We start from the raw sequence: 26,010 nt of genomic DNA on the forward strand, positions 1-26,010 counted from the left end.
CGCCCCTCCGGGGTAGCGGCGGACTCCAGGCAATGCCGGGACTTTCATTCGATCATTGCGGGTTACCCGGACAGACGGCCTGATCAAGCTGCACAGACAGAACTGCCAACCAGAACGGGTGACTGCCACCGTGAGCACAACCGATACGCCGCTGAATGCTTCCCCCTCCACAGGGGGAGCCCGGCTGGCCCGCAAGGCCAAGGCGTATTTCGCCCTCACCAAACCGCGTGTGATTGAGCTGTTGCTCGTCAGTACGCTGCCCACCATGATTTACGCCGAGCGGGGTTTCCCGCCGATCGGACTGATCCTCGCCACGTTGGTTGGCGGCGCCTTCGCGGCCGGCAGCGCCGGGGCATTCAACTGCTACTTTGACCGCGACATCGACAAACTGATGCACCGCACGGAAAACCGGCCCCTCGTCACCGGCGAGGTGACGCCCCGGGAGGCGCTGGTCTTTGCCTGGCTGCTCGGAGCCGCCGCCATTGCCATTCTTTGGTTCTGGGCCAACCCGCTGGCTGCCTGGCTTGGGTTAGCCGCGATCTTCTTCTATGTGGTGATTTACACGTTGATCCTGAAACGCCGCACTGCACAGAACATTGTGTGGGGCGGGGCCGCCGGCTGTTTCCCCGTCGTTATTGCCTGGGCCGCCGTGACCAACACCGTGGAATGGCCGGCCATCATCCTGTTTATGGTGATTTTCCTGTGGACGCCGCCGCACTACTGGCCGCTGTCGATGCGCTACGGCGAAGATTACCGCAACGCCAATGTGCCCATGCTTGGCGCCATTGCCGGCGCCAAGGTAGTCTCCGTCCAGGTTGTCCTCTATGCCTGGGCCATGGTGGCCTGCTCTCTGCTGATGGTTCCGGCCGGCGGTGCGGGCTGGGTGTACACGGTCACGGCGGTCCTGGCCGGAGCATGGTTCCTCTACGAATCACATGCCCTGTACAGCCGGGCACAGCGCGAAGACATCTCCGACAAACGGGCCATGAAGGTCTTCCACGGCTCCATCAGCTACCTGACCCTGCTGTTTATCGCCCTGGCAGTGGATCCGTTCATCGGCTCCGCCATCATCGGCTAACCAACCCCCCACCCCCCGGGACGCTCTCTCACTTAATGCGGGTTTTCTGCGGACGCTCTTTCACTTAATGTGGCCTTTCGTCCATCGCTCTCTCACTTTCTTTAGGAAAGTCGCTGACCCTCCCACGCCTACACGGCGGGGGAGGGTCTTCTGCATAGGCCGGCGGTAGGTGAAAAGCAGACGGCCCATTTGCCGCAGGGAGTGATAGAGGATGCGGGCAACTTTCGCATTAAGTGCGAGAGCGTTTGGGAAATTGCCACATTAAGTGAGAGAGCGTCCTTAAAGGCGAGTGCCACGGTTCCGCTGGAACCGTGGCACTCGTTCGGGCTAGCTGGCGCGGGGCTACTTCGTCGGGCTGGAACGCGCGACGTCGGCCGCGTTGGTTGCTGCGCTCATCAGCAGTGCCGCAGCAAGCATGTGGGCGCCCACGAGCAGGGCCGGAATCCCGTTGTAATACTGCGTGAAGCCGATGACTGCCTGCAGCAGTGTGACACCCAGGAGCAGGATCACGGCGGTCCGGTACGGGCCGGTTATCCGGCGGCTGAACACCAGCGCCAGTGCGAACAGGGTGCCTGCCGTGATGAGGTACGCAGGGACGGCGTGGATGTGGGAGAACAGATCCCAGTCGAGGCCGTTGCGCGGTGCGTTGGCGTCACCGGCATGCGGGCCGGCTCCGGTGACCACCACGCCGAGGATGACGGCCAGTGCCGAGAAGAGCGCGACGGCGGAGGACACCGGACGCAGTACGCCCGGCAGTGCGGGCAGCGCCGTGGAGGCAAAACGTCCGGTCCGGCCATAGGCGCGGTTGACCAGCAGGGTGGCTATGACCACCAGTGCCATCGACACTAGGAAGTGCATGCCCACTACCCACGGATTGAGCTGGGTCAGCACGGTGATGCCGCCGATCACTGCCTGCGCCGGGATGCTGGCCAGCAGGCCGAGAGCCAGGAGGAACAGGTCCCGGCGCTCCCGGCGAAGGTTCCACAGGTACACCAGCATAAGAACTGCCACCGCTGCCAGGGCGAAGGTCAGGAGCCGGTTGCCGAATTCGATGAATCCGTGGATGCCCATCTCCGGCGTATTCACCAGGGAGGTGTCGGTACACCGCGGCCAGGTGGGGCAGCCCAGGCCGGACGCGGTGAGACGGACGGCGCCGCCGGTGACGATCAGCATGGTCTGGCCAATGAGGGAGGCCACAGCGAGGCGCCGCACGCGGGCATCGACGGTACGGGGCAGCCGCGACGTCAGGCGGCCTGCAAACTGGGGGAGGCGTGAAGCCGTGCTCACGAATATCTCAATTCCACTTGAACCAACGGATGGCTGCTGCGCCGGCAAGGAGTGTCCAGATCAGCAGGATTAGGGCGGCACCAAAATTAACGGTGCCGAAGAGAAAGGCCTCGCGCAAGGCCTCACCCAGTGCGCCGGAGGGCAGGTAGTGCACTATGTCCTGGGCAGCGGCGGGCAGCCGGCCGGGAGGAATAACGATGCCGCCCAGCGCACCGAGCAGAATCCACAGCAGGTTTGTGATGGCCAGGGTAGCCTCCGGCCGGACGGTGCCGGCAACCAGCAGCCCCAGCGCGGTGAACGCCGCGGCGCCCAGGCCCAGCAGTGCGACGCCCGGCAGCCAACCTGGCGCCGGCGGCGTCCAGCCGAGCGGCAATGCAACGGCGGTGACCACCAGGACCTGCAGGGTCAGCACGGTGAGGACGGCCAGGACCTTGCCGGCGATGAGCCCCGGGCGGCCCAGCGGCGTGGTGGAGAGGAAGCGAAGGACGCCGTAGCGGCGGTCAAAGCCGGTGGCGATCCCTTGACCGGTAAACGCAGTGGACAGTGCACAAAGTGCCAGGATGCCCGGGACGGCTACATTGATCCGGCTGGCGCCGAAACCGTCAAGAAGGGGTGTGACGGTCAGCCCCACCAGGGCAAGCAATGGCAGGACCACCGCGAGGATAAGCTGCTCGCCGTTCCTGAGCATGGTGACGGCTTCGTATTTTCCCTGGAGCAGGATGCGCCGGAGAAGGGCGGCGGGCGCCTGGCGTTCAGCGGCGGCGGGAGTGGCTGTCATCGGATGTCCTTTCCCGAAATATCCAGGAAGACGTCTTCGAGGCTGCGTGCTTGGAGGCTCAGGGAGGTGGGCATAACGCCGTGATCGGCCCACCAGACGGCGAGCGAGGCAAGGTCACGGGGCGTGAGTGGTCCGGTGGCAATGTAGCTGCCGGCGCGTGTTTCACGGATGGAGACGGACTCGTCCAGAACGCCGTCAAGGTTAAGTCCTGCGGGGGCCTCGAAGAGGAGGGTCCGGATGTGCTCGCCGGATTCCATGGCCGGATCGCGCTGGAGGAGCTGCGCCACGGTACCCTCGGCAACGTTTCGCCCGGCGTCGATGATGTAGACGTAGTCGGCCAGCCGCTGCGCGTCATCCATGAGGTGCGTGGTGAGGATAATCCCCATGCCGGCGTCCCGCAGCTCTCCGATCAGCTCGAAAACAAGCTGGCGGGATTGCGGGTCCAGTCCTGCGCTGGGCTCGTCCAGGAAGAGGACCTCCGGGTTGCCGATGAGGGCTGCGGCAAGAGCCAGCCGCTGCTTCTGGCCGCCGGAGAGCCGGCGCACGGACGTCCTGGCAAAAGTATCAATGCCGAGCCGCTCCACCAGCCTGTCAACGGATTGAGGCCGCGCGTACATGCCTGCGATATGGCGGAGCAGCGGAATCGGCCTGCCCGACGGCGGCAGCCCGCCGTCCTGAAGCATCACGCCGACGCGGGAGCGAAGGTCAGCCCCCGCACGGTTGGGATCCTGTCCCAGCAGCGAAATGCTGCCTCCGCTTCGGGTCTGCAGGCCCTGGGCGCATTCGATGGTGGTGGTTTTACCGGCGCCGTTAGCTCCGAGGAGGGCGGTCACCTGGCCGCGTTCGGCGATGAGGGAGACCCCGCTCACCACCCGGAGCATCTTTCCATCCAGGCTGGCCAGCGGACCAACATCCTTAATTAACCCGCTGATGGACAGAACCGGGGATTCGGGGGATCGCACCCCAGCATTCTACGCGATGTAGTACTGAGTGCATTTGCCGCCACCGGCGATCCGAACCGACGCAGGTCAGCCTCACCTTACTGGTACGGGGGAGTAAATTACGACATGATTGTGTTGTGTATTCCATGACCAACGCTACTGCTGTGCCTCTTGCCGGGCACGGAGCGCCCCGCACCAGCCCGGAGCGCCGCCACGTCGCCGTTTCGCCGGTGGCGGACCCGGACGAGCGTACCCGGGACCGCGTGCTGGGTGCCGTTTTGGAGCATGGCCCGATCAGCGCCGCCGAGCTCGGCGACATGCTGGGCTTCACGCCCGCAGCAGTCCGGCGGCACCTGGACCATCTGGACCGCAGCGGTGTTATCGAAGTCAAGCGCGTGGCCAAGGCAGGAGCCGGCGCCGGCCGTCCCGCACGCCGGTATGTTCTGAGTTCCCAGGGCCAGTCCACGCTCGGCAACGATTATCTCGACATCGCCACCCTGGCGCTCAAGCAGCTCCAGCAGATGGCGGGGGACGACGCCGTCCGCGCGTTCGCCGTCGAGCGCTTCGCCGATATGGAACGCAGGTATGCGCCCGAGATCGAAAAGGCCGGAGCGGACATCACCGCGCGGGCACGTGCTCTTTCTGAGGCCCTGAGCCGGGACGGGTTTGTGGCGTCAGCCGCCTCGATCGAGGCGAAGGCCCCGTTGCCGGCGGCACTGTCCAGTGTCCAGCTGTGCCAGGGGCACTGCCCCATCCAGCAGCTCGCCGCCCACTTTCCTGTTTTCTGCGACGTGGAGACCGAAGTGTTCTCCCGGCTGGTCGGCGTCGACGTGCGCCGGCTGTCCACACTGGCGCGAGGCGGGCACGTCTGCACCACCCACATACCCACAGGCCGGCTGGCTGCAGGGGGACACCACGTCCCGCAAACAGCCCCCGCCAGCCTGAATGAAGTAACCAACCATCAGCAAGAAAGGCCGTGATGACGGACCAACTATCAGAGAAAGCGGTAGCCGAAGACACTGTGATCTCGGAGATTCTGGAAAAGAATCCCGAGCTCCACGGCATCGGCACGTACGAGTACGGCTGGTCCGACAAGAACGATGTCGGAGCCAACGCACGCCGCGGCATCAATGACGAAGTAGTCCGTGACATCTCGGACAAAAAGAGCGAACCCGAGTGGATGCTCGACCTTCGCCTCAAAGGCCTGAAGTACTTCGACCGCAAGCCCATGCCCACCTGGGGTGCAGACCTCTCCGGCATCGACTTCGACAACATCAAGTACTTTGTCCGGTCCACGGAGAAGCAGGCCGCCACGTGGGAAGACCTGCCCGAGGATATCCGGAACACCTACGAGAAGCTGGGCATCCCGGAAGCTGAGCGCAGCCGCCTGGTCTCCGGCGTCGCAGCACAGTACGAGTCCGAGGTGGTCTACCACCAGATCCGCGAGGACCTGGAACAGCAGGGCGTCATCTTCCTGGACACCGATACCGCGTTGCGTGAGCACCCGGAGATCTTCCAGGAATACTTCGGCACCGTCATTCCGGTGGGCGACAACAAGTTCGCCTCGCTGAACACGGCTGTCTGGTCCGGCGGCTCCTTTGTGTACGTCCCCAAGGGCGTCCACGTGGATATCCCGCTGCAGGCATACTTCCGCATCAACACCGAGAACATGGGCCAGTTCGAGCGGACCCTGATCATCGCCGACGAGGACTCCTACGTCCACTACATCGAAGGCTGCACCGCGCCGATCTACACCTCGGATTCGCTGCACTCCGCCGTGGTGGAAATCATCGTGAAGAAGGGCGCCCGCGTCCGTTACACCACCATCCAGAACTGGTCCACCAACGTGTACAACCTGGTGACCAAGCGCGCTATCTGTGAAGAAGGCGCCACCATGGAATGGGTCGACGGCAACATCGGCTCGAAGGTCACCATGAAGTACCCTGCCGTTTACCTGGTGGGCGAGCACGCCAAGGGCGAGACCCTGTCCATCGCTTTCGCCGGCGCCGGCCAGCACCAGGACACGGGCTCAAAGATGGTGCACATTGCTCCGAACACCAAGAGCTCCATCATCTCCAAGTCCGTAGCCCGTGGCGGCGGACGCGCAGCCTACCGCGGCCTGGTCCAGGTCAGGGAAGGCGCCAAGCACTCGGCCAACACCGTCCGCTGTGACGCGCTCCTGGTTGACACCATCAGCCGTTCGGACACCTACCCGTACATCGACATCCGCGAGGATGACGTGGTGATGGGTCACGAAGCCACTGTTTCCCGGGTCAGCGAAGAGCAGCTCTTCTACCTGATGTCCCGCGGCATGCGCGAAGACGAGGCCATGGCGATGATCGTCCGCGGCTTTATCGAGCCCATCGCCCGCGAACTCCCGATGGAGTACGCACTTGAGCTGAACCGCCTGATTGAACTCCAGATGGAAGGGTCCGTCGGATAACGATGACTGAAATCACTACTGAAAAGGCCCGCATCGGCGCGCCCTCAGCCCAGCCGTTTATCGACGGTTTCACCGAAGAGGGCGAGAGCCTGTCTCCGATCAACGCGGCCAATTCCAAGGCCCCGCTCGCCGGCGAAGCGGTCAAAAGCCACTCGCACGGCGGCGGTGTCGGCATCCCGGACAGCTCACGCGCGGGCCGCCTGACTTCTTACAACCTGGCGGACTTCAAGCCGCTGACCGGGCTCGAAGAGGACTGGCGGTTCACGCCGCTGAAGCGCCTCCGCGGCCTGCACAGCGAGGTCCTTGCGGGTGCGGCCCCCTCCGTCACCGTCAGCGCCCCCGGGCAGGTCACTGTGGAAACCGTGGCCCGCGACGACAAGCGCATCGGATCCGCCGGCATCCCGGAAGACCGTGTGTCTGCCAATGCCTGGGAAAACTTCAGCGAAGCCACCGTCCTCACCGTCCCGGCGGAGTATGAAGCCGACGCCGAAATCACCGTTGTGATTGAAGGCATCTCGACGGACGCAGCGGCCCAGCACCTGGTGATCGTGGCGGAGAAGTTCTCCAAGTCCGTCATTGTCCTTGACCACCAAGGTTCCGCCGTGGTGTCCGAGAACATCGAAATCGTTGTTGAAGACGGCGCTGACCTCACAGTTGTCTCACTCCAGGAATGGAACGACGACGCCGTGCACGCCTCCTCGCAGCAGGCAAAGATCGGCCGCGACGCCAAGCTCAAGCACGTGGTTGTCAGCCTCGGCGGCGACCTGGTCCGCGTCACGCCGTCGGCCCGTTTCACCGCTCCCGGCGGCGAAGCGGAAATGTTCGGCCTGTACTTTGCCGACGCCGGCCAGCACCTTGAGCAGCGTCTGTTCGTTGACCACGCGGTGGCCAACTGCACCTCCAACGTGCTGTACAAGGGCGCGCTGCAGGGGCGGAACGCGCACGCCGTGTGGGTTGGCGATGTCCTGATCCGCAAGGAAGCCGAAGGCACCGACAGCTACGAGGCCAACCGCAACCTGCTCCTCACCGACGGCGCCCGCGCCGACTCCGTCCCCAACCTGGAGATCGAGACCGGCCTGATCAAGGGTGCCGGCCACGCCAGCGCCACTGGCCGCCTCGACGATGAGCACCTGTTCTACCTGATGGCCCGCGGCATCCCGGAGGATGTTGCCCGCCGCCTGGTGGTCCGTGGCTTCCTGAACGAGATCATCCAGCAGATCAAGGTTCCGGCGCTCGAAGAGCGGCTGACCGAGGCTGTTGAGCGCGAACTCGCGCTGACGGACAACTAAGACTGCGCGGTAATACACAGATGACTGACCAGCCAAAGGGCGAGCTTGTCTGCAAGACGGATGAAATCCAGCTCAAGCAGGCGCTCCGGATCCTGATCGATGACTACCCGGTAGCCATCGTGAAAGATTCCATGGGCGAGATCCACGCCATCGGGGACACCTGCTCGCACGCGGACATCTCCCTGTCCGAAGGTGAAGTGGAGGGGTGCATGATCGAGTGCTGGGGCCACGGTTCCCAGTTCGACCTGCGCAGCGGCGAGCCGCTCCAGCTGCCCGCCTACGATCCCGTGCCGGTGTTCGCCGTCGAGATCCACGGGGATGAGGTCTACGTGGACTTCACCAACGTCCTCAACGGAGCCGAAGCCCCGAACTTCAGCTAGCAGCATCACCCCCGGCGCCAGCCGTCCAAACCAGCCACCGGCGAAACCTGCCGGCGGGCTACAGCACCAGAACCAAACTTCCAGACAAAGACCGCACCGCCGCCCACGGGCCGGTGCAGAGGAGAACAAGACGAATGTCTACTCTTGAGATCAAGGACCTGCACGTCAGCATTGACACGGAGCAGGGCACCAAGGAGATCCTGAAGGGCGTCAGCCTGACCATCAAGACCGGCCAGACCCACGCCATCATGGGCCCCAACGGCTCCGGCAAGTCCACCCTGGCGTCCACCATCGCCGGCCACCCGCGCTACAACGTCACCAGCGGCACCATCACCCTCGACGGCGAAGACGTCCTGGCGATGAGCGTCGACGAGCGTGCCCGCGCCGGCGTCTTCCTGGCCATGCAGTACCCCGTGGAGGTCCCCGGTGTCAGCATGACCAACTTCCTGCGCACTGCGAAGACCGCCATTGACGGCGAAGCCCCCAAGCTGCGCACCTGGACCAAGGAAGTCAAGGACGCGATGGCCCAGCTGCGCATCGACGCCGACTTCGCCCAGCGCAACGTCAACGAAGGCTTCTCCGGCGGCGAGAAGAAGCGCGTGGAGATCCTCCAGTTGGAGCTCTTCAAGCCGAAGTTCGCCATTCTGGACGAGACCGACTCCGGCCTGGACGTTGACGCCCTGAAGGTTGTTTCCGAAGGCGTCAACCGTGCCCACGCCGAAGGCAACATGGGTACGCTGCTCATCACGCACTACACCCGCATCCTGCGTTACATCAAGCCTGACTTCGTCCACGTGTTCGTTGACGGCCAGGTTGTCGAAGAGGGCGGCCCGGAACTGGCCGACCGCCTCGAAGAAGAAGGCTACGACCGTTACGCCACGGGCGCCGGCGCAGCCACCATCGCTGCAGCACAGGCCTAGTAAGGACTTGCCATGACCGAAATCAAAGCGGCCCGGACGGGCCTCGAGGATATCGAAGAGGCACTGAAGGACGTCATCGACCCCGAGCTCGGCGTGAACATCGTTGACCTCGGACTCCTGTACGGCCTGAAGTACTCGGACGACGACGGCGCCCTGCTGATCGACATGACCCTCACCACGGCTGCCTGCCCGCTCACCGACGTGATCGAGGAGCAGGTCGGTAAGGCCCTTGACGGTGTTGTCGATGACTGGCGCCTGAACTGGGTGTGGATGCCGCCGTGGGGTCCGGAACGGATCACCGACGACGGCAAGGACCAGATGCGGGCCCTCGGCTTCAACATCTGATCCCCACCGCCCGCACGGCACCTGCTCAAAAGTACGACGCCGGCCGGTCACCTTCTCCGCGAAGGTGGCCGGCCGGCGTCGTTCCCCGCCGGCTCCCTAGAGGGTGGCCGCCGAGAACGTGTCGCACTGGTTGATGTCGCCGCTTTGGTAGCCCGTGTAGAACCACTTCTGCCGCTGCTCGCTGGAGCCGTGCGTCCAGGCTTCGGGGGAAACTCGGCCGGTGGCTGCTTCCTGGATCCTGTCATCGCCCACTGCCGAGGCGGCTGACAGGGCATCGTTCAGGTCCTGTTGGGTGATCGGTTCCAGGAACGGCTGGCCGTCGGGCCCTGCCTGGGTTGATGCATGCCGCACCCAGAGGCCGGCGTAGCAGTCGGCCTGGAGCTCCACCCGGACGGCACCCGATTCGGGGCCCTGCGGATCCTGCTGGGCGCGGTCCAGGTAGCCGAGCACGTTCTGGATGTGGTGGCCGAATTCGTGCGCCACCACATACTCCTGTGCCAGCGGCCCGCCGGAGGAGCCGAACCTGTCCACAAGATCCTGGAAGAAGCCCGGGTCGAAGTAGGCGGTGGTGTCGGTGGGGCAATAGAACGGGCCCACAGCGCTGGTGGCAGCACCGCAGGACGTATTGACGCCGTTCTCGAAGATGACTGTCCGCGGTTGTGGATACTCGACACCGTAGTCTTGGAGGTACGCTGGCCAGAACGCGTTCAGGCTGTTGACAGTGCCGGTGATCCGGCAATCCAGCCGCGCATCGGCGTCGGAACCCCTGTCGCAGGCCGGTGCCGTGCCCTGGCTCTGGTCAGGAGTGCCCGCCCCTCCGGTCAGGCCTTCCAGCAGTGCGGGGTTGACGCCGAGCAGAGTTGCAATGAGCAGGATGAGCCCGCCACCGATTCCGCCGCCGATTTTCGCGCCGCGGCCCATGCCGCGACGGTCCTCCACCTGGGAGGGGTCCAGTTGAACGTTGTCATTGAAGCTCATGAAGTCACAATAGCCCTTGCCTCCACCGCTGAACCGGTGTCTGGCCGGTAAAGTTGGGACGATGCCTTTTCTTGACAAAATCCAGCGCTGGGCCGACGAACGCCCCCATGACACCGCCGTCGTGGTTGCGGGCCGGCGTGTGCGCTGGGCGGAGTTTCGCGAGGCTGCCACGGCGGCCGTTCCGGCTGCGCCGGCGGTCACGGTCCTGGCTGAAGCCAACTCCGTGGACTTTGCTGTCCGGTTTGCCGCTGCTGTGGCGGGGGAGCGGCAGTGCGCGGTCCTCGACCCGTCGTGGCCCGAAGCCCTGCGCCAGGAAATCAGGGCACGGCTGGACAGTGCGGCGCAGCCAGGCGCTGTGTCCTCACACGATGCTTTGGCTGACGGTTCGCCGGAATCGACCTTCCTCGTCGGGCTGACGTCCGGCACCACGTCCGTGCCCAAGGCGTTTACCCGCTCGAGGCAGTCCTGGCGTAAATCCTTTGACGCGTACATCGAGTTCTTTGGCCTCCGTCAGGACGACGTCACGCTGGCACCCGGCCCCCTCGCCGCCAGCCTGAACCTTTATGCCCTGGCCGAGTGCCTGTATGCGGGCTCGGAGTTCCAGACCCTGGAAAGTTTCGACGTCGGCGATGTGCACGCAGCCATCACGCACGACGGCGTCACCCGCCTGGTGCTGGTCCCCACCATGCTGCGGCTGCTCAGTGAGCGGGGCCTCACCGGCGGCGTGGATGCCACGGGCGTGCGGACCATCATCTGCGCCGGCTCAAAGCTCGACGCCCGCACCCTGGAAGCCGCACGCCGCTGGGCGCCCCATGCCACCATCTTCGAGTACTACGGCGCGTCCGAACTGAGCTTTGTGTCCGGTGCGGGGCTGCCCGCCGGGGAACTCGACGCCGGGGGCACGGGAATCGGCCGTGCGTTTCCAGGGGTGGACGTCCGGATTCTCGACGACGACGGCACCGGGCTGCCGGACGGTGACATCGGCAATATCTGCGTCCGCAGCGGCATGGTCAGCAACGGCTACCTCTGGGGCGATGACGGCGAGGCCCTGCGTTCCTTCGACGGCTGGTACACCGTGGGCGACCAGGGTTACCTGGCCGATGGCGAACTGCACATCCTGGGCCGGCGCGCGGACATGATCCTCACCTCTGGGAAAAACGTGTACCCCCACGAGGTGGAACTGGCGCTGGCTTCGGTTCCCGGCGTTGCTGCCGCCGTCGCCGCCGGCATGCCCGACGATATCCGCGGGCAGCGGGTGGTGGCAGGAGTGGTTCCGGCCCACGGCGGCATCAGCGCAACCCAGCTGAAGGCCGGCCTCGAAAACATCCTGGCGCGCGACAAGCGTCCCGTGCAGTACTTCTCCCTGACGGAGCTGCCCACCAGCGACCGCGGCAAGGTCAGCCGTAATATCCTGCTGGAGTGGATCGGATCCCACGATCTGCGGGTGCGGCAACTTGACCGGTGAGGTGCTGCCCGCCGACCGGCAGCCGGTGATCATCGCCGCCCGGCGCACCCCGGTCTGCCGGGCCAACGGGTCTCTCAAAGAGCTGCGGGCGCACCAGCTGCTCGCCCCCGTCCTGCAGCAGCTCCTGACCGACAGCCACCTGTCCCCGGACGCAGTGTCCGACGTCGTCATCGGCAATGCCGTGGGCGGCGGCGGCAACGTGGCCCGGCTGGCCCTGCTGGAAGCCGGACTTCCCGTCGACGTTCCGGGACTGACAGTGGACCGGCAGTGCGGCTCGGGCCTGGACGCGATCGTCCTCGCCGCCAGGCTGGTCGCTGCCGGCGGAAACCCTGTGTACCTCGCCGGGGGAGTGGAAAGCATCAGCACCGCGCCGCTGCGCGCGTACCGGAATGACGACGGCGAACCGGACTTTTTCGCGCGGGCCCAGTTTGTGCCGCTCAGCTACGGCGACCCGGACATGGGCGTGGCGGCAGAGAACGTCGGAGCCCGTTGTAAGGTCAGCCGGGAGCGGCAGGACGCCCTGGCCCTCCGCAGCCATCAGCGGGCCCTGGCTGCAGAGGCGGCGGGCCACTTCAGTGGCGAAATCACGCGTCTTGAGACCCCCGCCGGAACCGTCAGCACAGACGACGGACCGCGGCGGGGACTGAACGCAGCGGTCCTCAAGCGGTTCCCCGCTGCGTTTGTGGCCGGCGGGACGGTCACCGCCGGAAACTCGTGCTTCGACGCGGACGCAGCCTCCGCCGTCGTGATCACTTCCCTGCAGCGGGCCCGTGAACTTGGTGCCGCCGACGGGCTGCTGGTGCTGGCTACGGAGACGGCGGGCGTCGACCCGGAACTGCTCGGCATCGGCGCGGCCGTTGCTGCCGGGAGGATGCTGGCTTCCCGGGGCATCACCGCGGACCGGGTGGACCTGGTGGAATTCAACGAAGCCTTCGCATCACAGACGCTGGCGTGCCTGGACCGGCTGGACATCGACCCGGAACGGGTGAACCTCGACGGCGGTGCCCTGGCGCTGGGCCACGCCTACGGAGCCTCGGGGGCGGTCCTGGTGACCCGGCTGCTGGCGCAGACGCGGCGCGCCGGAAATGACGGTGCGCTGGCGCTGGCCATGATCAGCATCGCCGGCGGCATGGGGACGGCCGCGCTGCTGCGCTACGAAGCCGTCACGTAACGAGCGGCGACCTCTCGGCGCTAAAGGGCCGTCTTAGCGGCGAGACGTCGCCGTTCGACGACGGCGGATCGGTCAGTCCTCCGCCTCACCAAGTCCCCGGGCCGCCAACGCCTCGCCGGTTTGGCGCGCGTACGCCACCGTGGTGATGAAGACGGGCAGCACGAGCGCCCGCGGATTGCGCTCCAGACCCCGTGCCCGGGCGGAATCCCGGACGTCCGCGAAGGCCCCGGCGATGTAGGGGATGCTGCGGAGCATCACGCCGATTGTCAGGGCAAAGCGTTCAGGATCGGCACCGAACCGGCGGAACGGCGTAGCCAGCGACACCACACCGTCCAGCAGCCGCTGCATGGGCGTGGTGGCCGTCAGGAGGGACGCCGCCACCACACACACCAGGATGTTCAGGACAATCCGGGCCGCGGTGGGTCCGCCGAGCTGCCACCACTGGAACAGGCCGATGACCAGGAGGACAAGCAGCAGCGGCTTAACCGCGCCGAGGAGGCGGCCCGGACCGGCCCCCGTCAGCAGGAAGAGCCCGCACATCACGGCGAGGACCACGGCGGAAACCAGCCAGTCCACCACCAGGAACGACGCCAGGCCGCAACCCACCACCAGCAGGAACTTCAGGGCCAGCGGCGCCCGGTGGACAACCGAAGTACCGGGTACGTAGTTGGCGAGCAGGAAACCGTGCCCTCTCACGGCGCCGCCAGCCCGGTGGTGCACAGCGCACGGTACATGTCGATGGCGGCGGCCGGGGCGCCGTCGAACACGATGCGCCCGGCCTCCACCACCAGCACACGGTCCATTTCGAGGGCAAGTTCGAGGTCGTGCGTGGACATGATGATCTGCTGCTCAAGGCCGGACAGGGTGCGGCGAAGCAGTTCCCGGTTCCGCAGGTCCAGCAGCGTGGAAGGCTCATCAAGCACCAGGACGGACGGGTCCACGGCCAGCACGGCGGCCAGTGCCATCAGCTGGCGTTCGCCGCCGGAGAGTTCGTAGATGCTCTGGTCTGCCAGGCCCAGCAGCCCGAACCTGTCCAGGGCGGCCTCGGCGAGGCGCCGGCGTTCCTTCCCGTTGCGGACAGAACGCCGGAGCGACAGTTCAACATCCTCGCGGCCCGTCGGCATGACCAGCTGCGACAACGGATCGGTAAAGACGAACCCTACCTGCCGGCGGACGGACCGTACCGCCCGGACGGTATCGGCGCCGTCCACCGTCACAGTGCCGGACGTCGGCTGGACGAGGCCGTTGAGCAGCCGCAGCAGCGTTGACTTGCCGGAGCCGTTGGCCCCGATCACGCCGATGCGCCGTTCGGTCAGGTCCAGGCTGACATCGGCCAGCAGAGTCTTGGGCTCCGGCCGGTTGTCGACCGCGATGGCCACAGACGCGTCCCGGAAGGAAATGGTTACCACGCGCGGCCTACTTGATCCGCTTGACCCGGCGGACCAGCAGGTCGGGGAAGGCGCGGTGCAGGGCAACGGCGATGACCGCGGCGAGAATATTCTTGATGACGTCGCCCGGGTAGAAGACCAGGTCGGCCAGGAATGCCTCGCCAAGGGTCGCTTTGGAGTTAACTGCCATCCCCACGACGCCGAGGGTGTGGACCAGGGAGATACTGGTCACGGTTGCGGCGAGGAAGAACCACAGGGCGCGTGCACGGGAGGTGCGGCGGATGACGATCGTGGCGAGCCAGCCCACCAGTGCCGCAGCCAGGGGGAAGGCGATGATGTAGCCGGCAGAGGGGCCGGCCAGGATGCCGAGGCCGCTGCGGCCCTGGCTGAAGATCGGCAGTCCGGCGAGGCCCAGCAGGGTGTAAAGTCCGACGGCGGCGAAGCCGCGGGCGGGGCCCAGCATCAGCCCGGTCAGCATCACCGCGAGGGTCTGGAAGGTGATGGGCACGCCGAACACGTTGGCCGAAATGCCCGGGACAAGGGCGGCGCCGGCAACGAGTGCGGCGAACACGGCGATCAGGCCCAGGTCGGTGGCGTTCCAGCGGGTGCGGCCGGGGGAGGCGGCGGGGCCGTTGACGGCGGTGTCAGTCTGGCTCATGGGGTGATCCTGTCGGTGGTTGTACAAGCGAAGCATGGGGTCATCCTGACGTTACCGGCCGCCGTCAGGGACGTTTTTGTAGGGGACCTACTAAGCGCGGACCGGCAGTCTGAAGGCTCGGCACAAAGGGGGTCCCGGACGCCGCGGTTATGGCGTGAAGCTGGTGCCGGTAGACTTGTAAAGGCCGCTCTGTCCGGCCATTCTGCCCGGCTGCTCCAGACACCATCCGTTGAGCTGCGGCGTTTCCCTGTTGTGAAAGGCCTTACCTGCTGTGATTACTGTCCAGGATCTTGAACTGCGCGCCGGCGCCCGGCTCCTTATGGACCAGGTGAGCTTCCGCATCGACAAGGGCGACAAGATCGGCCTGGTGGGCCGTAACGGCGCAGGCAAGACCACACTGACGCGTGTCCTCGCCGGCGAAGGCCTGCCGGCGGGCGGCAAGGTGACCCGTACCGGTGAGATCGGCTACCTCCCGCAGGATCCCCGCACCCCGGACATGGAGCAGCTCGCCCGCGACCGCATCCTGGCGGCACGCGGCCTGGACATCGCCGTCGGCAAGCTCCGCAAGGCGCACGACGAAATGGCCAGCGAGGATGCCGACGTCCAGCGCAAAGCCATGAACCGCTATGACCGGCTCGAATCCGAGTTCCTGGCTGCCGGCGGCTACGCTGCCGAGGCTGAAGCAGCCGCGATCTGCTCCAACCTGGCCCTGCCGGACCGCATCCTGAACCAGCCGCTGAAGACACTGTCCGGCGGCCAGCGCCGCCGCGTTGAACTCGCCCGGATCCTGTACTCGGACGCCGAGACCATGCTCCTCGATGAGCCCACCAACCACCTTGATGCGGACTCCATCGCGTGGCTGCGCGAATTCCTCAAGAACCACCAGGGCGGACTGATCGTGATCAGCCACGACACCGAACTGCTGGAAGCCACTGTGAACAAGGTCTTCCTGCTCGACGCCAACCGCGCGCAGATCGACTTCTACAACATGGACTGGAAGCGCTACCTCACCCAGCGTGAAACGGACGAGCGTGCCCGCAAGCGTGAACGGGCCAACGCCGAGAAGAAGGCCCAGGTCCTTTTCGACCAGGCCAACAAGATGCGCGCCAAGGCCACCAAGGCTGTTGCTGCCCAGAACATGGCCAAGCGGGCCGAGCGACTTCTCAGCGGTCTGGAGGCAGTCCGCGAGAACGACCGCGTGGCCGCCCTGCGCTTCCCTGACCCGTCACCCTGCGGGAAGACACCGCTCACCGCGGAGGGCCTCAGCAAGTCCTACGGTTCGCTCGAGATCTTCACGGACGTTGACCTTGCCATCGACCGCGGCTCCAAGGTGGTTATCCTGGGCCTCAACGGCGCCGGCAAGACCACGCTCCTTCGGATGCTGGCCGGGGTGGACAAGCCGGACACCGGTGAAGTTGTCGCCGGCCACGGCCTGAAGGTGGGCTACTATGCCCAGGAGCACGACACCCTGGACGTCAACCGGACCGTGCTGGAGAACATGCGTTCCTCCGCCCCGGACATGAAGGACGCCGAAGTCCGCGGCATCCTCGGTTCGTTCCTGTTCTCCGGCGACGACGTCGAGAAGCCGGCCGGCGTCCTCTCCGGTGGTGAGAAGACCCGCCTGGCCCTGGCCACCATCGTCGCGTCCAGCGCCAACGTGCTGCTCCTCGACGAGCCCACCAACAACCTGGACCCGGCCAGCCGCGCCGAAATCCTCGGCGCGCTGCGTAACTACAGCGGCGCCGTCGTCCTGGTCAGCCACGACGAAGGTGCAGTCGAAGCACTCAACCCTGAGCGCGTTGTGCTGCTTCCTGACGGGGTCGAGGACCACTGGAACGAAGACTACCTGGACCTTATTACGCTGGCTTAGGCCTCAACGCCGGGCAGGGTGAGGATTTCGGCTCCGTCATCAGTGATGGCAATGGTGTGCTCGGTGTGGGCTGTCCGGCAGCCCGTCGCACTCCGGAGCGTCCACCCGTCGGCGTCGGTGACGAGTTCGGCGGTGTCCGCCATGACCCACGGCTCCAGCGCGAGCAGCAGCCCGGGGCGGAGTTTGTAGCCACGGCCTGGCCGTCCGGTGTTCGGCACATGCGGGTCCTGATGCATCGTCGATCCGATGCCGTGGCCGCCGAACTGGGTGTTGACCGGGTACCCCGCTTCGGTGAGGACCGAGCCGATGGCATGGGAGATGTCACCGATGCGGGCCCCGGGACGGGCGGCAGCTATCCCTGCCGTCAGGGCGCGTTCGGTCGCGCTGATCATCGCTGCGCTTTCTGCAGGCTGTGACTCTCCGACGATAAAGCTGATGGCAGCGTCCGCAGCGATTCCCCGCTTGGTGACGGCCAGGTCGAGTGTCAGCAGGTCGCCGTCGGCAAGTGAGTAGTCGCGCGGCAGGCCGTGGAGCACGGCATCGTTGACACCCGTGCAGATGTAGTGACCGAAAGGGCCACGGCCGAAGGACGGCGCGTAGTCGACGTAACAGGACACCGCTCCGGCTTCGAGGATCATGTCCTTGGCCCACCGGTCAATATCCAGCAGGTTCGTGCCCACCGTGGCGCGGCGCTTCAGGGTCTGCAAAATATCAGCCACCAGGAGGCCGGTCTCTTTTGCACGGGCCACTTCGCCGGGGTTCAGGATCTCAATCATGCCGGGCCTTCCTCACTCATCATCCAATAACTATACCGGCCATATTATCCCGGTTATACTTGGATTCATGGTCAGATTGCCGCTTACAGACGCAGAAATACAACTCGGACAGCGCCTGGGGTCACTGTTGCGTCATGCCCGTGGAGAACGCTCGATGCTCGAAATCGCACTCGACGCCCGCGTCTCGCCGGAGACCCTCCGGAAAATCGAGACGGGGCGTATAGCTACCCCGGCATTTCCGACGATCGCCGCCATCGCAGAAGTCCTCGGGCTCTCACTCGACAGGGTGTGGGCCGAGATCAACCACCCCGAACGTGGCGCTGAACCGACCACTTCGGGTCAGAACTCCCGGCGTTTGGCCTCGTAAGTCGGGGCTGCCCGGAACGTCAGCGCACCGAGAGTTCCTGGGCTGCACCACGCCGTCCGGGCGGCCGCGGCGACCCGCTCCACGCGTCAGTACCCCTGCGCGTCCAAAAGGGCATCTTCCTCTTCTTCAGAGGTGGCCCGCTTGCGTTTACGGGCAACCGGCGCACGACGGCGGGCTGCCGCGGCTGCGGAGTGGACGGGGCTGCCCGAATCACGCGGCCCCTCGCCGCTTTCGTCCTCGTCTTCGGCGTCGATGGCGGCATTGCGGGCCTGCTGCCGGGCGGCGTAGCCAAATCCCACAAACATAAGTACCCCAAACGCGAACCACTGCAACGAGTAGGAGAGGTGTGTGCCCTCCTCCGTTGCCGGTTTCGGGAAGGGGAACGGCGCCTCCGCGGGGGCGGGAGATTCTGATGCCAGCTGGCCGTAGGCGCCCGTCATCACGGGGTAGGGCAACTGGTCCGCGTAGGTGGGCAGGTCGATGGAGGCCAGCTGGCCTTCGGGGGCACCGCGGTCCAGCCGAGGCTCGCCGTGCTTAAGCCTGACCACCGCCGTGACGGGCCCGGACGGGGGCGCCGGGATGGCGTCGGGGCTGCCCGGGTTTTTGTTGCCGATGGGGAGCCAGCCGCGGTCAATCACGACGGTCTCGCCGGAGTCGAGCTTGAACGGGACAACCACTTCGTACCCTGGCTGTCCGTTCAGCGGCCGGTTTCGGACGATCCGCTGGCCGTCGACGTCGTACGTGCCCTTGAGCTCTACCTGGGTCCATTCCCTGCCAGGGTCCAGCCCGGCGAATTCTTCTTTCGCCTGGTCGAACGGGATGGGAGTGGCCGAGTAGTTGGTGAGGACGCGGTTGATCTCTGCCAGTGTTTCGGCGCGGCGGTCCATCTGCCAGCGGCCAAGGAACACACACGCGGCGGCAAAAATGGCGGCCAGCAGGAGGTAGCCCACCCATTTGCTGGAAAAGAGGAAGCGGTACATTCAGCCGTCCTGCCCATCCGGGGCCGGGCCGGGTTCGTTGTCCGACGGCAGGACAACCGTTTCCTTCCACAACCCGCGGGTCTGAAGGTAGTCCTCCAGCCAGCCGCGGTGTTCCCCGCAAGCCAGCCATATTTTGCGGCGCTCAGGCGTGTGGATCTTGGGGTTGTTCCACAGCAGTTGCCACGACGCTTCAGAGCGGCAGGCCTTCCGGGAGCACATGGCAGCGGTGGCCGGCGGGGGACCGGCGGTCCCTGCGGCCAGATCGAAGATGTTCATGAAGCGCGCCGTTCCTGTCCGTGCGTTGGTCCGTCGTCGTCATCAATAAGTTCGCCTTGGAGCACCGTTGACTGCTCTTCGTCCTGCGCGGGCACCCAATCGGGGCTTTCCAGCTCCGCCAGTGGTGCATAGTCGAGCAGCGAATCGCTGTGGACTTCTGCTTTGTCGCTGCCATTGGCAATGACCACTGCAATCCAGGGGAGGAAGACCGCACCGGCCACCATAAGCAGCTTGAACCATCCGTCCACCACAAAAATGAGGATGAGGCAGACCATCCGGATACCCATGGCCAGCCCGTACTTCACCATGCGCCGGTGCATGTCCTCGGAGTGTGCTGTGGCGGCGTCCGTGATGCTGTGGACTCCGGTATCGCCGGAGAACCGCTGAGGGTCTCCGGGCACGGAATGTCCAGCATTGTTTATACGGGTCACGGCTGATTGATCACACTCCAAAGGCTTGCCTCTATTCTCCCACCATCGGCAGAAGCACCCAAACGGAGGCTAAGATCGGAGGCAGTAAAAATCCCGCCACTCTCTACCGCGGTGCCTCCTGCCGCAGAATCCCGGAGCGTCTTATGTCTGAAGCAGCCACCACCGCCCGAAGCGTCCTGATCACCGGAGGAAACCGTGGCATTGGCCTTGCCATCGCCGAGGCCTTCCTGGCCAACGGTGACAAGGTGGCCGTGACGTACCGGAGCGAGTCGCAGCTGCCGGCCGGGATCCTTGGCGTGAAGGCCGACGTCACAGACGAATCATCCGTGGATGCGGCCTTTACCGAGGTTGAGGCAGCCCACGGTCCGGTGGAGGTCCTGGTGGCGAACGCCGGAATTACCAAGGACACCCTCCTGCTGCGCATGAGCGAGGACGACTTCACCTCTGTCATCGACACTAACCTCACCGGCGCATTCCGCGTCATCAAGCGCGCGTCAAGGGGCATGATCCGCCTGCGGAAGGGCCGCGTGATCCTGATCTCCTCTGTCTCCGGTCTGTACGGTGCCCCGGGCCAGATCAACTACTCCGCGTCCAAGGCCGGGCTGGTGGGTGTGGCCCGCTCTCTCACCAGGGAGCTGGGGTCCCGCGGCATCACGGCCAACGTTGTTGCGCCCGGCTTCATCAATACCGATATGACGGCCGAACTTCCGGAAGCTACGCAGAAGGACTACCTCGCCGGCATCCCGGCCGGCCGTTTTGCCGAGGCTTCCGAGGTAGCGAACGTAGTCCGCTGGATTGCCAGCGACGAGGCCGCCTACATCTCCGGCGCCGTCATCCCGGTAGACGGCGGGCTGGGCATGGGCCACTAGCGCCTTTGCGGACCAGGCACCTTAGGGGCAAAGAGTCACGCAGCTGCCGCGAACGCCTCCCTGAGCCAGCCCGCAACCTCGTCATCCAGTTGGCTCGCTTTGTGCAGTTCGAGGTGGTGCATCCATTCTCCAGGGGACACATGCGCCACTTCCTTGAACCTGGCTGAGTCCACCCGCCGGGGGAGCGCAATCGAAAGAACTGCCGGTACGGCTGTCTTAAGGTGCTGCCGGGGATTCCAGACCCAGGCGAAAGCGCGGCGATGCCGAAAGGCCATCTGGCTGATGGTGGTGCGGTGAGTGGCCTCCACAAGCGCGGTGATGAAGTCCTGCACTGCCAGGCACAGGTCCAGTCCCTCGGGGGAGTTGTGGAAGAGGTCCTGGGGTGTGGACGGCGTGCCTGCTGTCATGGTGCGAGCTTAGGCCCCGGCCCTTGAGCCCGACAGGCCTCAGCCAAACTAGGCGGGCACCGCATCTTTGTGGGGGTCGCACAAGCGAACCTGCAGCGTGCGCTGGCATGATGGACTGCAGACCCAAGGAATTTAGACGTATCGAACAAAGGAGCCCTTGTGGGACTGCTGGACAACAAGACAGCCATCGTGACCGGATCCTCCCGCGGGATCGGCGCCGAAGTAGCAAAGATCCTGGCCGGCGAGGGCGCCGCCGTTGTGGTGAACTACCGCCAGAAGGCGCCGCGCGCCAACAAAGTCGTGGCGGGCATCGAAGCCGCCGGCGGCCGCGCCGTAGCGGTGGGTGCTGACCTGACCACCTTGGAAGGGGTCCAGGCCCTGGTCAGTGCGGCCATGGAGAACTTCGGTTCACTGGACGTGCTGGTCCTCAACGCATCCGGCGGGATGGAATCGGGCATGGAGGAGGACTACGCGCTGAAGCTCAACCGCGACGCCCAGGTCAACATGCTCAACGCTGCCGTGCCCCTGATGAAGGAGGGCTCCCGGGTGGTTTTCGTAACCAGCCACCAGGCACACTTCATCAACACCGTTCCCACCATGCCGTCATACGAGCCGGTGGCCCGCAGCAAGCGGGCCGGCGAGGACGCACTGCGTGAGCTCGTGCCGAACCTGGCAGAAAAGGGCATCTCACTGGTGGTCGTTTCGGGCGACATGATTGAGGGGACTGTCACCGCCACGTTGCTGGACCGCTCCAGCCCGGGTGCCATCGAGGCGCGCCGCGCCGAGGCCGGCAAGCTCTACTCCGTGGAGGAGTTCGCGGAGGTGGTGGCAAGCATGGCCACCGCCGACGTCGAGTCCGGCCACACCGAATACGCCGGCGGCGCCGACTACTTCGGCAAGGGCGGCAACTAACACCACATTGGGACGGCAGTCCGCGGCAGTGCTTCCCCAGCACCGCCGCGGACTGCCGTTTCGTTGTTTAAGAATCAGACCCCGGCGATGTGCCGGACAACATCAAGGTAGGGCATGTTGATGACGGAGTCCGCCACGGCGCGCACCGCCGGCTTGGCGTTGAATGCGACCCCGATCCCGGCGGCTCCGAGCATGTCGAGGTCGTTAGCGCCGTCGCCCACCGCGATGGTGTGTTCCATCGGGACGCCTTCGGCGGCGGCCCATTCGCGCAGGTACTTCTCCTTGGCAGCCCGGTCGATCACAGCACCGAGCACCTTGCCGGTCAGGGCGCCGTCGACAATTTCAAGCTCGTTGGCGATCCAGTAATCCAGGCCGAGGTCCTCGGCGATGGGACGCAGGATCTGGTTAAAACCGCCCGAGACCACGGCTACCACATGGCCTGCCGCCTTGAACGCGGCCACCAGCTCGGCGGCCCCCTCGCTCAGTTTCACTTCCTCCCGGACGGACTCGACGACGGCGGCGGGCAGTCCCGCGAGCACCGCCACCCGGGCGTGGAGACTTTGTGCGAAGTCCAGTTCCCCGCGCATGGCGGCTTCGGTGACCGCCGCAACTTCCTCGCGCTTGCCTGCATAGGCGGCCAGGAGTTCAATGACTTCCTGCTGGATCAGTGTTGAGTCCACGTCCATGATCAGGAACTTCCGCGGAGCCTCGCGCAGGCCGGCGGGAACGATGGCCGTGTCCAGCCCTTCCCGGGCAGCCCCGGCCACGGCGCTGCGGAGGGCGGCGATGCCGGCACCCGTGGCGTCGGCCACTGCCAGTTCGGCGGTGTGGACTTCAAACCTGTTGTCCCCGACCCGCACTTCCGACTCGACGGCGGCACCGTTCCCGGCCAGGAGCGAGCGCAGGGCTTCGAGTTCGGAGTCGGTCAGTTTTCGGCCATAGCTGACCGCAGTCACGTTCGGAGTCATGGCAGCAATCTTAGCCAGCGCAGCACGGACGCCCGAATTCGCTGACCGGCGTGCTGTCCGCGGATGCCGCCGGGGACTCCGTGCTGCATCAGTTATCAGTCGGCCCGCATTTTGTCCTAGTGTCTACTCCTATGAGCGATGTTCTTGAATTGGCTGCCGTCAGCGTTGTCCGAGGCAAAAAGACCCTGTTGGACAAGGTGGACTGGCAGGTCAATGAAGGCGAACGCTGGGTCATCCTGGGACCTAATGGCGCGGGCAAGACCACTCTCCTGCAAGTCGCCGCGGCGCGGCTTCACCCCAGCAGCGGCACGGCGGGAATTCTTGATGAAACCATGGGCCGGGTGGACGTTTTCGAACTTCGTCCCCGGATCGGCCTGTCGTCCGCGGCCCTGGCCAGCCAGATTCCCGAGTCAGAAAACGTCTTGAATGTTGTGGTCACCGCAGCCTACGGAGTGACCGGACGCTGGCGCGAGGGCTACGAGCGGCCGGACGAACGGCGTGCCTTCCGGCTGCTGAATGACTGGGGCATGGGCCCGCTGCTGAACCGGACCTTCGCCACACTCTCCGAGGGTGAGCGGAAGCGGGTCCAGATCGCGCGCGCCCTCATGACCGATCCCGAGCTGCTCCTGCTTGACGAGCCGGCTGCCGGACTGGACCTGGGCGGTCGCGAGGAACTCGTGCACAAGCTTGGCGAACTCGCCAGCGATGACGGGTCCCCGGCCATGGTTCTGGTGACACATCACCTTGAGGAAGTTCCACCCGGATTCACGCATGCCATGCTACTGCGCGACGGCGGCGTGGTGGCCGCCGGCCCCATCAAGGACGTCCTCACTGACGCGCACCTGAGCAGCACTTTCGGCCTTCCCCTGGATGTGACCGAGAACGCCGGCCGTTACACGGCCACTGCACGCCGCTAACGCGGTCCCGCCCTGTTGGAGCTTCTCAGCAGCATCCTTGTGTTTTTTGCCGGCCTGTGGGCCGGCACCATCAACGCCGTCGTCGGCTCGGGCACCCTGGTCACCTTTCCTGTCCTGATTGCCCTTGGTGTTGCCCCGGTCACCGCCTCCATCAGTAACGCCATGGGTCTGGTGGCCGGCAACGCCGCGGGCGCCTGGGGTTACCGGAAGGAGCTCAAGGGCCGGGGCCCGCAGCTGCTCAGGCTTCTGCCCGCTTCACTCCTCGGGGGCATCAGCGGCGCCTGGCTTCTGCTGCACCTCCCGGAAAAGGTGTTCCATTACGCTGCGCCCGTCCTGATTGTTCTTGCACTGCTGATGGTGGTTTTCCAGCCCCGACTCCAGCGGTGGGTGCGGGCCCGGGAGGAAAACCCGGAGCACGCCCTCAAGGACAAAAGCCACGGCGTTCTCCTGATCGTCCTCGTGTACCTGGCGGGCGTCTACGGCGGGTATTTCGTGGCAGCTCAGGGCATCCTGCTGGTGGGGATCCTGGGCGTCTTTATGACCGGGACCATCCAGAACGCCAACGCCATGAAGAACATCCTGGTGCTGGGCGTAAACATCGTGGCGGCGGCGTCCTACCTGCTGTTCGCCTTCGGCCGCATCAACTGGGCCGTGGTGGCCATCATCGCGGTCAGTTCCCTGATCGGCGGCGTCATCGGATCGAAGGTGGGCCGCCGGCTGTCCCCGCCGGTCCTCCGCGGCGTGATCTTCGCGCTCGGCCTGGTGGCGCTGGGCTTTATGATCGCCAATCTGCTGAAATAATCAGCCGGTGACAATCCACTACCTTGAATCCGCGGCGGACCCCCGCGTGTCCGATTACACGCAGCTGACCGACGTCCACCTGCGCAAGCTCCGCGAGCCGGTTGAAGGGATGTACATCGCCGAATCCTCCCGGGTCCTGCGCCGCGCCCTGGCTGCAGGCCACCGTCCGAGGTCGTTCTTCCTGGCGGAAAAATGGCTGGCTGACCTGCAGGATGTCCTGGGCGCCTATCCTGACGTGCCGGCCTTCATCGGCAGTGCCGCACTGCTCGAGGAAATCACCGGCTTCCATCTTCACCGCGGCGCCATGGCAGCGATGCAGCGGCCGGCACCGGTGCCCCTCCACGAGCTGCTGGCCGGCGCCCGCCGGGTTGCGGTCCTAGAAGACATTGTGGACCACACCAACGTCGGCGCCATCTTCCGCTCCGCGGCCGCCCTGGACATCGACGCGGTCCTGATTTCGCCGCGCTGCGGTGATCCCCTCTACCGCCGCAGTGTCCGCGTCAGCATGGGCACCGTCTTCCAGGTGCCCTGGGCGCGGCTGGAATCATGGCCGCAGGACCTCAGCGTCCTCAAGCAGAACGGCTTCACCGTGGCGGCGCTGGAACTGACGGACGACGCCGTCGACGTTGACCACCTGGCCGCCCGCAATCCGGACCGGCTGGCACTGGTGCTCGGCACCGAAGGCGCCGGAATGAGCGCGGAGACACTCGCTGCCGTCGACCTCGCCGTCAGGATCCCCATGCGCTCCGGGGTGGACTCCCTCAACGTGGCCGCGGCCTCCGCAGTGGCGTTCTGGGAACTCCGGCCCCGCGGTTCGCAGGGTTCACCCTGATCCGCTATCATTAACAGCTGGCTGTCCCGCGTTTTTTGCCTCGAGCAGTGAAACGGACGCCGGCCATCCCATTCATACCTGGCAGCTGGCAAAATCCAGTTGTGCGAACAAAGGTCCCATTATGAAGTCTGATATCCACCCGAAGTACGAAGCTGTTGTTTTCAACGACCTGGCTTCCGGCGTCAAGTTCCTGACCAAGTCCACCGTGTCTTCCAAGAAGACCATCGAGTGGGAAGACGGAAACACCTACCCGGTCATCGACGTCGAAATCTCCTCCGAGTCCCACCCGTTCTACACGGGCAAGCAGCGCATCATGGACTCTGCAGGCCGCGTCGAGCGCTTCAACGCTCGCTTCAAGGGCTTCGGCGGCAAGAAGTAATTCTTCACCCCAAGGTTCTTTGGAAAGCCCGCACCGGCAACGGTGCGGGCTTTTCGCGTTAACGGCAGTTGAGTAAACGCCCGCGGTGTGCGGCAGGATGGAAG

At 65.4% G+C, this 26,010-nt stretch carries 30 protein-coding genes; 17 read left to right on the plus strand and 13 right to left on the minus strand.

What is annotated here, in order from left to right; translation table 11 throughout:
• Positions 1-118: 118 nt before the first annotated feature.
• Complete coding sequence (locus tag IDT60_RS09160; protein WP_164199868.1) at positions 119-1,078, plus strand: heme o synthase; 960 nt, start codon at positions 119-121, stop codon at positions 1,076-1,078.
• A 342-nt stretch (positions 1,079-1,420) separates the two neighbouring features.
• Here the strand turns inward: IDT60_RS09160 and IDT60_RS09165 are convergent, their stop codons facing one another.
• Genes IDT60_RS09165 through IDT60_RS09175 form a run of 3 tightly spaced genes read right to left on the minus strand, consistent with a single transcriptional unit; the run spans position 1,421 to position 4,105 of the window.
• Positions 1,421-2,365 carry a heme A synthase gene (locus tag IDT60_RS09165; RefSeq protein WP_164199866.1) on the minus strand — a complete coding sequence of 315 codons (945 nt, stop codon included), beginning with the start codon at positions 2,363-2,365 and terminating at the stop codon, positions 1,421-1,423.
• Positions 2,366-2,372: 7 nt separating this feature from the next.
• Positions 2,373-3,143 carry an ABC transporter permease gene (locus tag IDT60_RS09170; RefSeq protein WP_191081666.1) on the minus strand — a complete coding sequence of 257 codons (771 nt, stop codon included), beginning with the start codon at positions 3,141-3,143 and terminating at the stop codon, positions 2,373-2,375.
• Positions 3,140-4,105 carry an ABC transporter ATP-binding protein gene (locus IDT60_RS09175; protein ID WP_191081667.1) on the minus strand — a complete coding sequence of 322 codons (966 nt, stop codon included), beginning with the start codon at positions 4,103-4,105 and terminating at the stop codon, positions 3,140-3,142. The genes IDT60_RS09170 and IDT60_RS09175 overlap by 4 nt, the downstream gene beginning before the upstream one ends.
• 116 nt (positions 4,106-4,221) lie before the next feature.
• Here IDT60_RS09175 and IDT60_RS09180 point away from each other — a divergent pair, with 116 nt between their 5' ends.
• From IDT60_RS09180 to IDT60_RS09205, 6 genes are all read left to right on the plus strand, one after another.
• Positions 4,222-5,064, plus strand: a complete 843-nt coding sequence (locus tag IDT60_RS09180) for a metalloregulator ArsR/SmtB family transcription factor (protein ID WP_223883935.1) — start codon at positions 4,222-4,224, stop codon at positions 5,062-5,064.
• A complete protein-coding gene (sufB, locus tag IDT60_RS09185) occupies positions 5,064-6,527 on the plus strand; it encodes a Fe-S cluster assembly protein SufB (RefSeq protein ID WP_108599660.1) in 1,464 nt (487 codons plus the stop codon). The genes IDT60_RS09180 and sufB overlap by 1 nt, the downstream gene beginning before the upstream one ends.
• A gap of 2 nt (positions 6,528-6,529) precedes the next feature.
• Positions 6,530-7,816: a Fe-S cluster assembly protein SufD gene (gene sufD / locus IDT60_RS09190; protein WP_191081669.1), complete on the plus strand. Its 1,287-nt coding sequence runs from the start codon at positions 6,530-6,532 to the stop codon at positions 7,814-7,816.
• Positions 7,817-7,836: 20 nt separating this feature from the next.
• Positions 7,837-8,196, plus strand: a complete 360-nt coding sequence (locus tag IDT60_RS09195) for a non-heme iron oxygenase ferredoxin subunit (protein WP_164199856.1) — start codon at positions 7,837-7,839, stop codon at positions 8,194-8,196.
• Positions 8,197-8,330: 134 nt separating this feature from the next.
• Positions 8,331-9,116 carry a Fe-S cluster assembly ATPase SufC gene (gene sufC, locus IDT60_RS09200; protein WP_164199854.1) on the plus strand — a complete coding sequence of 262 codons (786 nt, stop codon included), beginning with the start codon at positions 8,331-8,333 and terminating at the stop codon, positions 9,114-9,116.
• 12 nt (positions 9,117-9,128) lie between these two features.
• Positions 9,129-9,461: a metal-sulfur cluster assembly factor gene (locus IDT60_RS09205; RefSeq protein WP_164199852.1), complete on the plus strand. Its 333-nt coding sequence runs from the start codon at positions 9,129-9,131 to the stop codon at positions 9,459-9,461.
• A 96-nt stretch (positions 9,462-9,557) separates the two neighbouring features.
• Here the strand turns inward: IDT60_RS09205 and IDT60_RS09210 are convergent, their stop codons facing one another.
• On the minus strand, positions 9,558-10,439 hold the full coding sequence (locus tag IDT60_RS09210; RefSeq protein ID WP_191081670.1) for a neutral zinc metallopeptidase: 882 nt from the start codon (positions 10,437-10,439) through the stop codon (positions 9,558-9,560).
• Positions 10,440-10,500: 61 nt separating this feature from the next.
• On the opposite strand from IDT60_RS09210, the gene IDT60_RS09215 reads away from it, so the two are divergent.
• Positions 10,501-11,904 carry a class I adenylate-forming enzyme family protein gene (locus IDT60_RS09215; protein WP_191081671.1) on the plus strand — a complete coding sequence of 468 codons (1,404 nt, stop codon included), beginning with the start codon at positions 10,501-10,503 and terminating at the stop codon, positions 11,902-11,904.
• Complete coding sequence (locus tag IDT60_RS09220; protein ID WP_191081672.1) at positions 11,894-13,075, plus strand: thiolase family protein; 1,182 nt, start codon at positions 11,894-11,896, stop codon at positions 13,073-13,075. The genes IDT60_RS09215 and IDT60_RS09220 overlap by 11 nt, the downstream gene beginning before the upstream one ends.
• Before the next feature lie 72 nt (positions 13,076-13,147).
• Here the strand turns inward: IDT60_RS09220 and IDT60_RS09225 are convergent, their stop codons facing one another.
• From IDT60_RS09225 to IDT60_RS09235, 3 genes are read right to left on the minus strand one after another with little or no spacing between them, the layout of a single operon-like run.
• On the minus strand, positions 13,148-13,771 hold the full coding sequence (locus IDT60_RS09225; RefSeq protein ID WP_164199844.1) for an energy-coupling factor transporter transmembrane protein EcfT: 624 nt from the start codon (positions 13,769-13,771) through the stop codon (positions 13,148-13,150).
• On the minus strand, positions 13,768-14,484 hold the full coding sequence (locus IDT60_RS09230; protein WP_191081673.1) for an energy-coupling factor ABC transporter ATP-binding protein: 717 nt from the start codon (positions 14,482-14,484) through the stop codon (positions 13,768-13,770). The genes IDT60_RS09225 and IDT60_RS09230 overlap by 4 nt, the downstream gene beginning before the upstream one ends.
• A 7-nt stretch (positions 14,485-14,491) precedes the next feature.
• A complete protein-coding gene (locus tag IDT60_RS09235) occupies positions 14,492-15,121 on the minus strand; it encodes a biotin transporter BioY (protein ID WP_164199840.1) in 630 nt (209 codons plus the stop codon).
• A 271-nt stretch (positions 15,122-15,392) separates the two neighbouring features.
• On the opposite strand from IDT60_RS09235, the gene IDT60_RS09240 reads away from it, so the two are divergent.
• The gene (locus IDT60_RS09240) at positions 15,393-16,991 is read left to right on the plus strand and encodes an ABC-F family ATP-binding cassette domain-containing protein (RefSeq protein WP_164199838.1); all 1,599 of its coding nucleotides are present in this window, start codon (positions 15,393-15,395) and stop codon (positions 16,989-16,991) included.
• Here the strand turns inward: IDT60_RS09240 and map are convergent.
• A complete protein-coding gene (gene map, locus IDT60_RS09245) occupies positions 16,988-17,767 on the minus strand; it encodes a type I methionyl aminopeptidase (protein WP_191081674.1) in 780 nt (259 codons plus the stop codon). The two genes, IDT60_RS09240 and map, sit on opposite strands and share 4 nt — an antisense overlap.
• 67 nt (positions 17,768-17,834) lie before the next feature.
• Here map and IDT60_RS09250 point away from each other — a divergent pair, with 67 nt between their 5' ends.
• Positions 17,835-18,134 carry a helix-turn-helix domain-containing protein gene (locus IDT60_RS09250; RefSeq protein WP_191081675.1) on the plus strand — a complete coding sequence of 100 codons (300 nt, stop codon included), beginning with the start codon at positions 17,835-17,837 and terminating at the stop codon, positions 18,132-18,134.
• Between the two features lie 86 nt (positions 18,135-18,220).
• Here the strand turns inward: IDT60_RS09250 and IDT60_RS09255 are convergent, their stop codons facing one another.
• Genes IDT60_RS09255 through IDT60_RS09265 form a run of 3 tightly spaced genes read right to left on the minus strand, consistent with a single transcriptional unit; the run spans position 18,221 to position 19,821 of the window.
• Positions 18,221-19,114 carry an SURF1 family protein gene (locus tag IDT60_RS09255; protein WP_191081676.1) on the minus strand — a complete coding sequence of 298 codons (894 nt, stop codon included), beginning with the start codon at positions 19,112-19,114 and terminating at the stop codon, positions 18,221-18,223.
• Positions 19,115-19,390: a hypothetical protein gene (locus tag IDT60_RS09260; RefSeq protein ID WP_191081677.1), complete on the minus strand. Its 276-nt coding sequence runs from the start codon at positions 19,388-19,390 to the stop codon at positions 19,115-19,117.
• Positions 19,387-19,821 carry a DUF3099 domain-containing protein gene (locus tag IDT60_RS09265; RefSeq protein ID WP_191081678.1) on the minus strand — a complete coding sequence of 145 codons (435 nt, stop codon included), beginning with the start codon at positions 19,819-19,821 and terminating at the stop codon, positions 19,387-19,389. Before IDT60_RS09265 ends, IDT60_RS09260 begins: the two co-directional genes overlap by 4 nt.
• 143 nt (positions 19,822-19,964) lie before the next feature.
• On the opposite strand from IDT60_RS09265, the gene IDT60_RS09270 reads away from it, so the two are divergent.
• A complete protein-coding gene (locus tag IDT60_RS09270) occupies positions 19,965-20,690 on the plus strand; it encodes a beta-ketoacyl-ACP reductase (RefSeq protein WP_191081679.1) in 726 nt (241 codons plus the stop codon).
• A gap of 35 nt (positions 20,691-20,725) precedes the next feature.
• On the opposite strand, the gene IDT60_RS09275 is transcribed toward IDT60_RS09270, so the two are convergent.
• On the minus strand, positions 20,726-21,097 hold the full coding sequence (locus tag IDT60_RS09275; RefSeq protein ID WP_191081680.1) for a DUF5655 domain-containing protein: 372 nt from the start codon (positions 21,095-21,097) through the stop codon (positions 20,726-20,728).
• Positions 21,098-21,256: 159 nt separating this feature from the next.
• On the opposite strand from IDT60_RS09275, the gene IDT60_RS09280 reads away from it, so the two are divergent.
• Positions 21,257-22,009 (plus strand): SDR family oxidoreductase, encoded by a 753-nt coding sequence (locus IDT60_RS09280; RefSeq protein WP_164199821.1) that lies wholly within the window; start codon positions 21,257-21,259, stop codon positions 22,007-22,009.
• Positions 22,010-22,083: 74 nt separating this feature from the next.
• Here IDT60_RS09280 and serB read toward each other — a convergent pair whose 3' ends face one another.
• A complete protein-coding gene (serB, locus tag IDT60_RS09285; RefSeq protein ID WP_191081681.1) occupies positions 22,084-22,977 on the minus strand; it encodes a phosphoserine phosphatase SerB in 894 nt (297 codons plus the stop codon).
• 131 nt (positions 22,978-23,108) lie between these two features.
• Between serB and IDT60_RS09290 the strand changes: the two genes are divergently transcribed.
• From IDT60_RS09290 to IDT60_RS09305, 4 genes are all read left to right on the plus strand, one after another.
• Positions 23,109-23,894 (plus strand): ABC transporter ATP-binding protein, encoded by a 786-nt coding sequence (locus IDT60_RS09290; protein WP_191081682.1) that lies wholly within the window; start codon positions 23,109-23,111, stop codon positions 23,892-23,894.
• A gap of 15 nt (positions 23,895-23,909) precedes the next feature.
• Positions 23,910-24,695, plus strand: a complete 786-nt coding sequence (locus IDT60_RS09295; protein WP_164199815.1) for a sulfite exporter TauE/SafE family protein — start codon at positions 23,910-23,912, stop codon at positions 24,693-24,695.
• 7 nt (positions 24,696-24,702) lie between these two features.
• Positions 24,703-25,527: an RNA methyltransferase gene (locus IDT60_RS09300; protein WP_191081683.1), complete on the plus strand. Its 825-nt coding sequence runs from the start codon at positions 24,703-24,705 to the stop codon at positions 25,525-25,527.
• A 121-nt stretch (positions 25,528-25,648) separates the two neighbouring features.
• A complete protein-coding gene (locus tag IDT60_RS09305) occupies positions 25,649-25,906 on the plus strand; it encodes a type B 50S ribosomal protein L31 (RefSeq protein ID WP_028267311.1) in 258 nt (85 codons plus the stop codon).
• Positions 25,907-26,010: the final 104 nt, after the last annotated feature.

Origin of the sequence: Pseudarthrobacter sp. BIM B-2242, assembly GCF_014764445.1 — a bacterium.
GTDB classification, from domain to species: Bacteria; Actinomycetota; Actinomycetes; order Actinomycetales; family Micrococcaceae; genus Arthrobacter; species Arthrobacter luteus_A.

What these genes read in the sequence shown, in the direction of transcription:
- IDT60_RS09170 (WP_191081666.1), bottom strand. Translation starts at nt 3,143, where the DNA reads ATGACAGCCACTCCCGCCGCCGCTGAACGCCAGGCGCCCGCCGCCCTT.
- sufB (WP_108599660.1), top strand. Translation starts at nt 5,064, where the DNA reads ATGACGGACCAACTATCAGAGAAAGCGGTAGCCGAAGACACTGTGATC.
- sufD (WP_191081669.1), top strand. Translation starts at nt 6,530, where the DNA reads ATGACTGAAATCACTACTGAAAAGGCCCGCATCGGCGCGCCCTCAGCC.
- IDT60_RS09195 (WP_164199856.1), top strand. Translation starts at nt 7,837, where the DNA reads ATGACTGACCAGCCAAAGGGCGAGCTTGTCTGCAAGACGGATGAAATC.
- sufC (WP_164199854.1), top strand. Translation starts at nt 8,331, where the DNA reads ATGTCTACTCTTGAGATCAAGGACCTGCACGTCAGCATTGACACGGAG.
- IDT60_RS09205 (WP_164199852.1), top strand. Translation starts at nt 9,129, where the DNA reads ATGACCGAAATCAAAGCGGCCCGGACGGGCCTCGAGGATATCGAAGAG.
- IDT60_RS09210 (WP_191081670.1), bottom strand. Translation starts at nt 10,439, where the DNA reads ATGAGCTTCAATGACAACGTTCAACTGGACCCCTCCCAGGTGGAGGAC.
- IDT60_RS09215 (WP_191081671.1), top strand. Translation starts at nt 10,501, where the DNA reads ATGCCTTTTCTTGACAAAATCCAGCGCTGGGCCGACGAACGCCCCCAT.
- IDT60_RS09235 (WP_164199840.1), bottom strand. Translation starts at nt 15,121, where the DNA reads ATGAGCCAGACTGACACCGCCGTCAACGGCCCCGCCGCCTCCCCCGGC.
- map (WP_191081674.1), bottom strand. Translation starts at nt 17,767, where the DNA reads ATGATTGAGATCCTGAACCCCGGCGAAGTGGCCCGTGCAAAAGAGACC.
- IDT60_RS09250 (WP_191081675.1), top strand. Translation starts at nt 17,835, where the DNA reads ATGGTCAGATTGCCGCTTACAGACGCAGAAATACAACTCGGACAGCGC.
- IDT60_RS09255 (WP_191081676.1), bottom strand. Translation starts at nt 19,114, where the DNA reads ATGTACCGCTTCCTCTTTTCCAGCAAATGGGTGGGCTACCTCCTGCTG.
- IDT60_RS09260 (WP_191081677.1), bottom strand. Translation starts at nt 19,390, where the DNA reads ATGAACATCTTCGATCTGGCCGCAGGGACCGCCGGTCCCCCGCCGGCC.
- IDT60_RS09270 (WP_191081679.1), top strand. Translation starts at nt 19,965, where the DNA reads ATGTCTGAAGCAGCCACCACCGCCCGAAGCGTCCTGATCACCGGAGGA.
- IDT60_RS09275 (WP_191081680.1), bottom strand. Translation starts at nt 21,097, where the DNA reads ATGACAGCAGGCACGCCGTCCACACCCCAGGACCTCTTCCACAACTCC.
- serB (WP_191081681.1), bottom strand. Translation starts at nt 22,977, where the DNA reads ATGACTCCGAACGTGACTGCGGTCAGCTATGGCCGAAAACTGACCGAC.
- IDT60_RS09290 (WP_191081682.1), top strand. Translation starts at nt 23,109, where the DNA reads ATGAGCGATGTTCTTGAATTGGCTGCCGTCAGCGTTGTCCGAGGCAAA.
- IDT60_RS09305 (WP_028267311.1), top strand. Translation starts at nt 25,649, where the DNA reads ATGAAGTCTGATATCCACCCGAAGTACGAAGCTGTTGTTTTCAACGAC.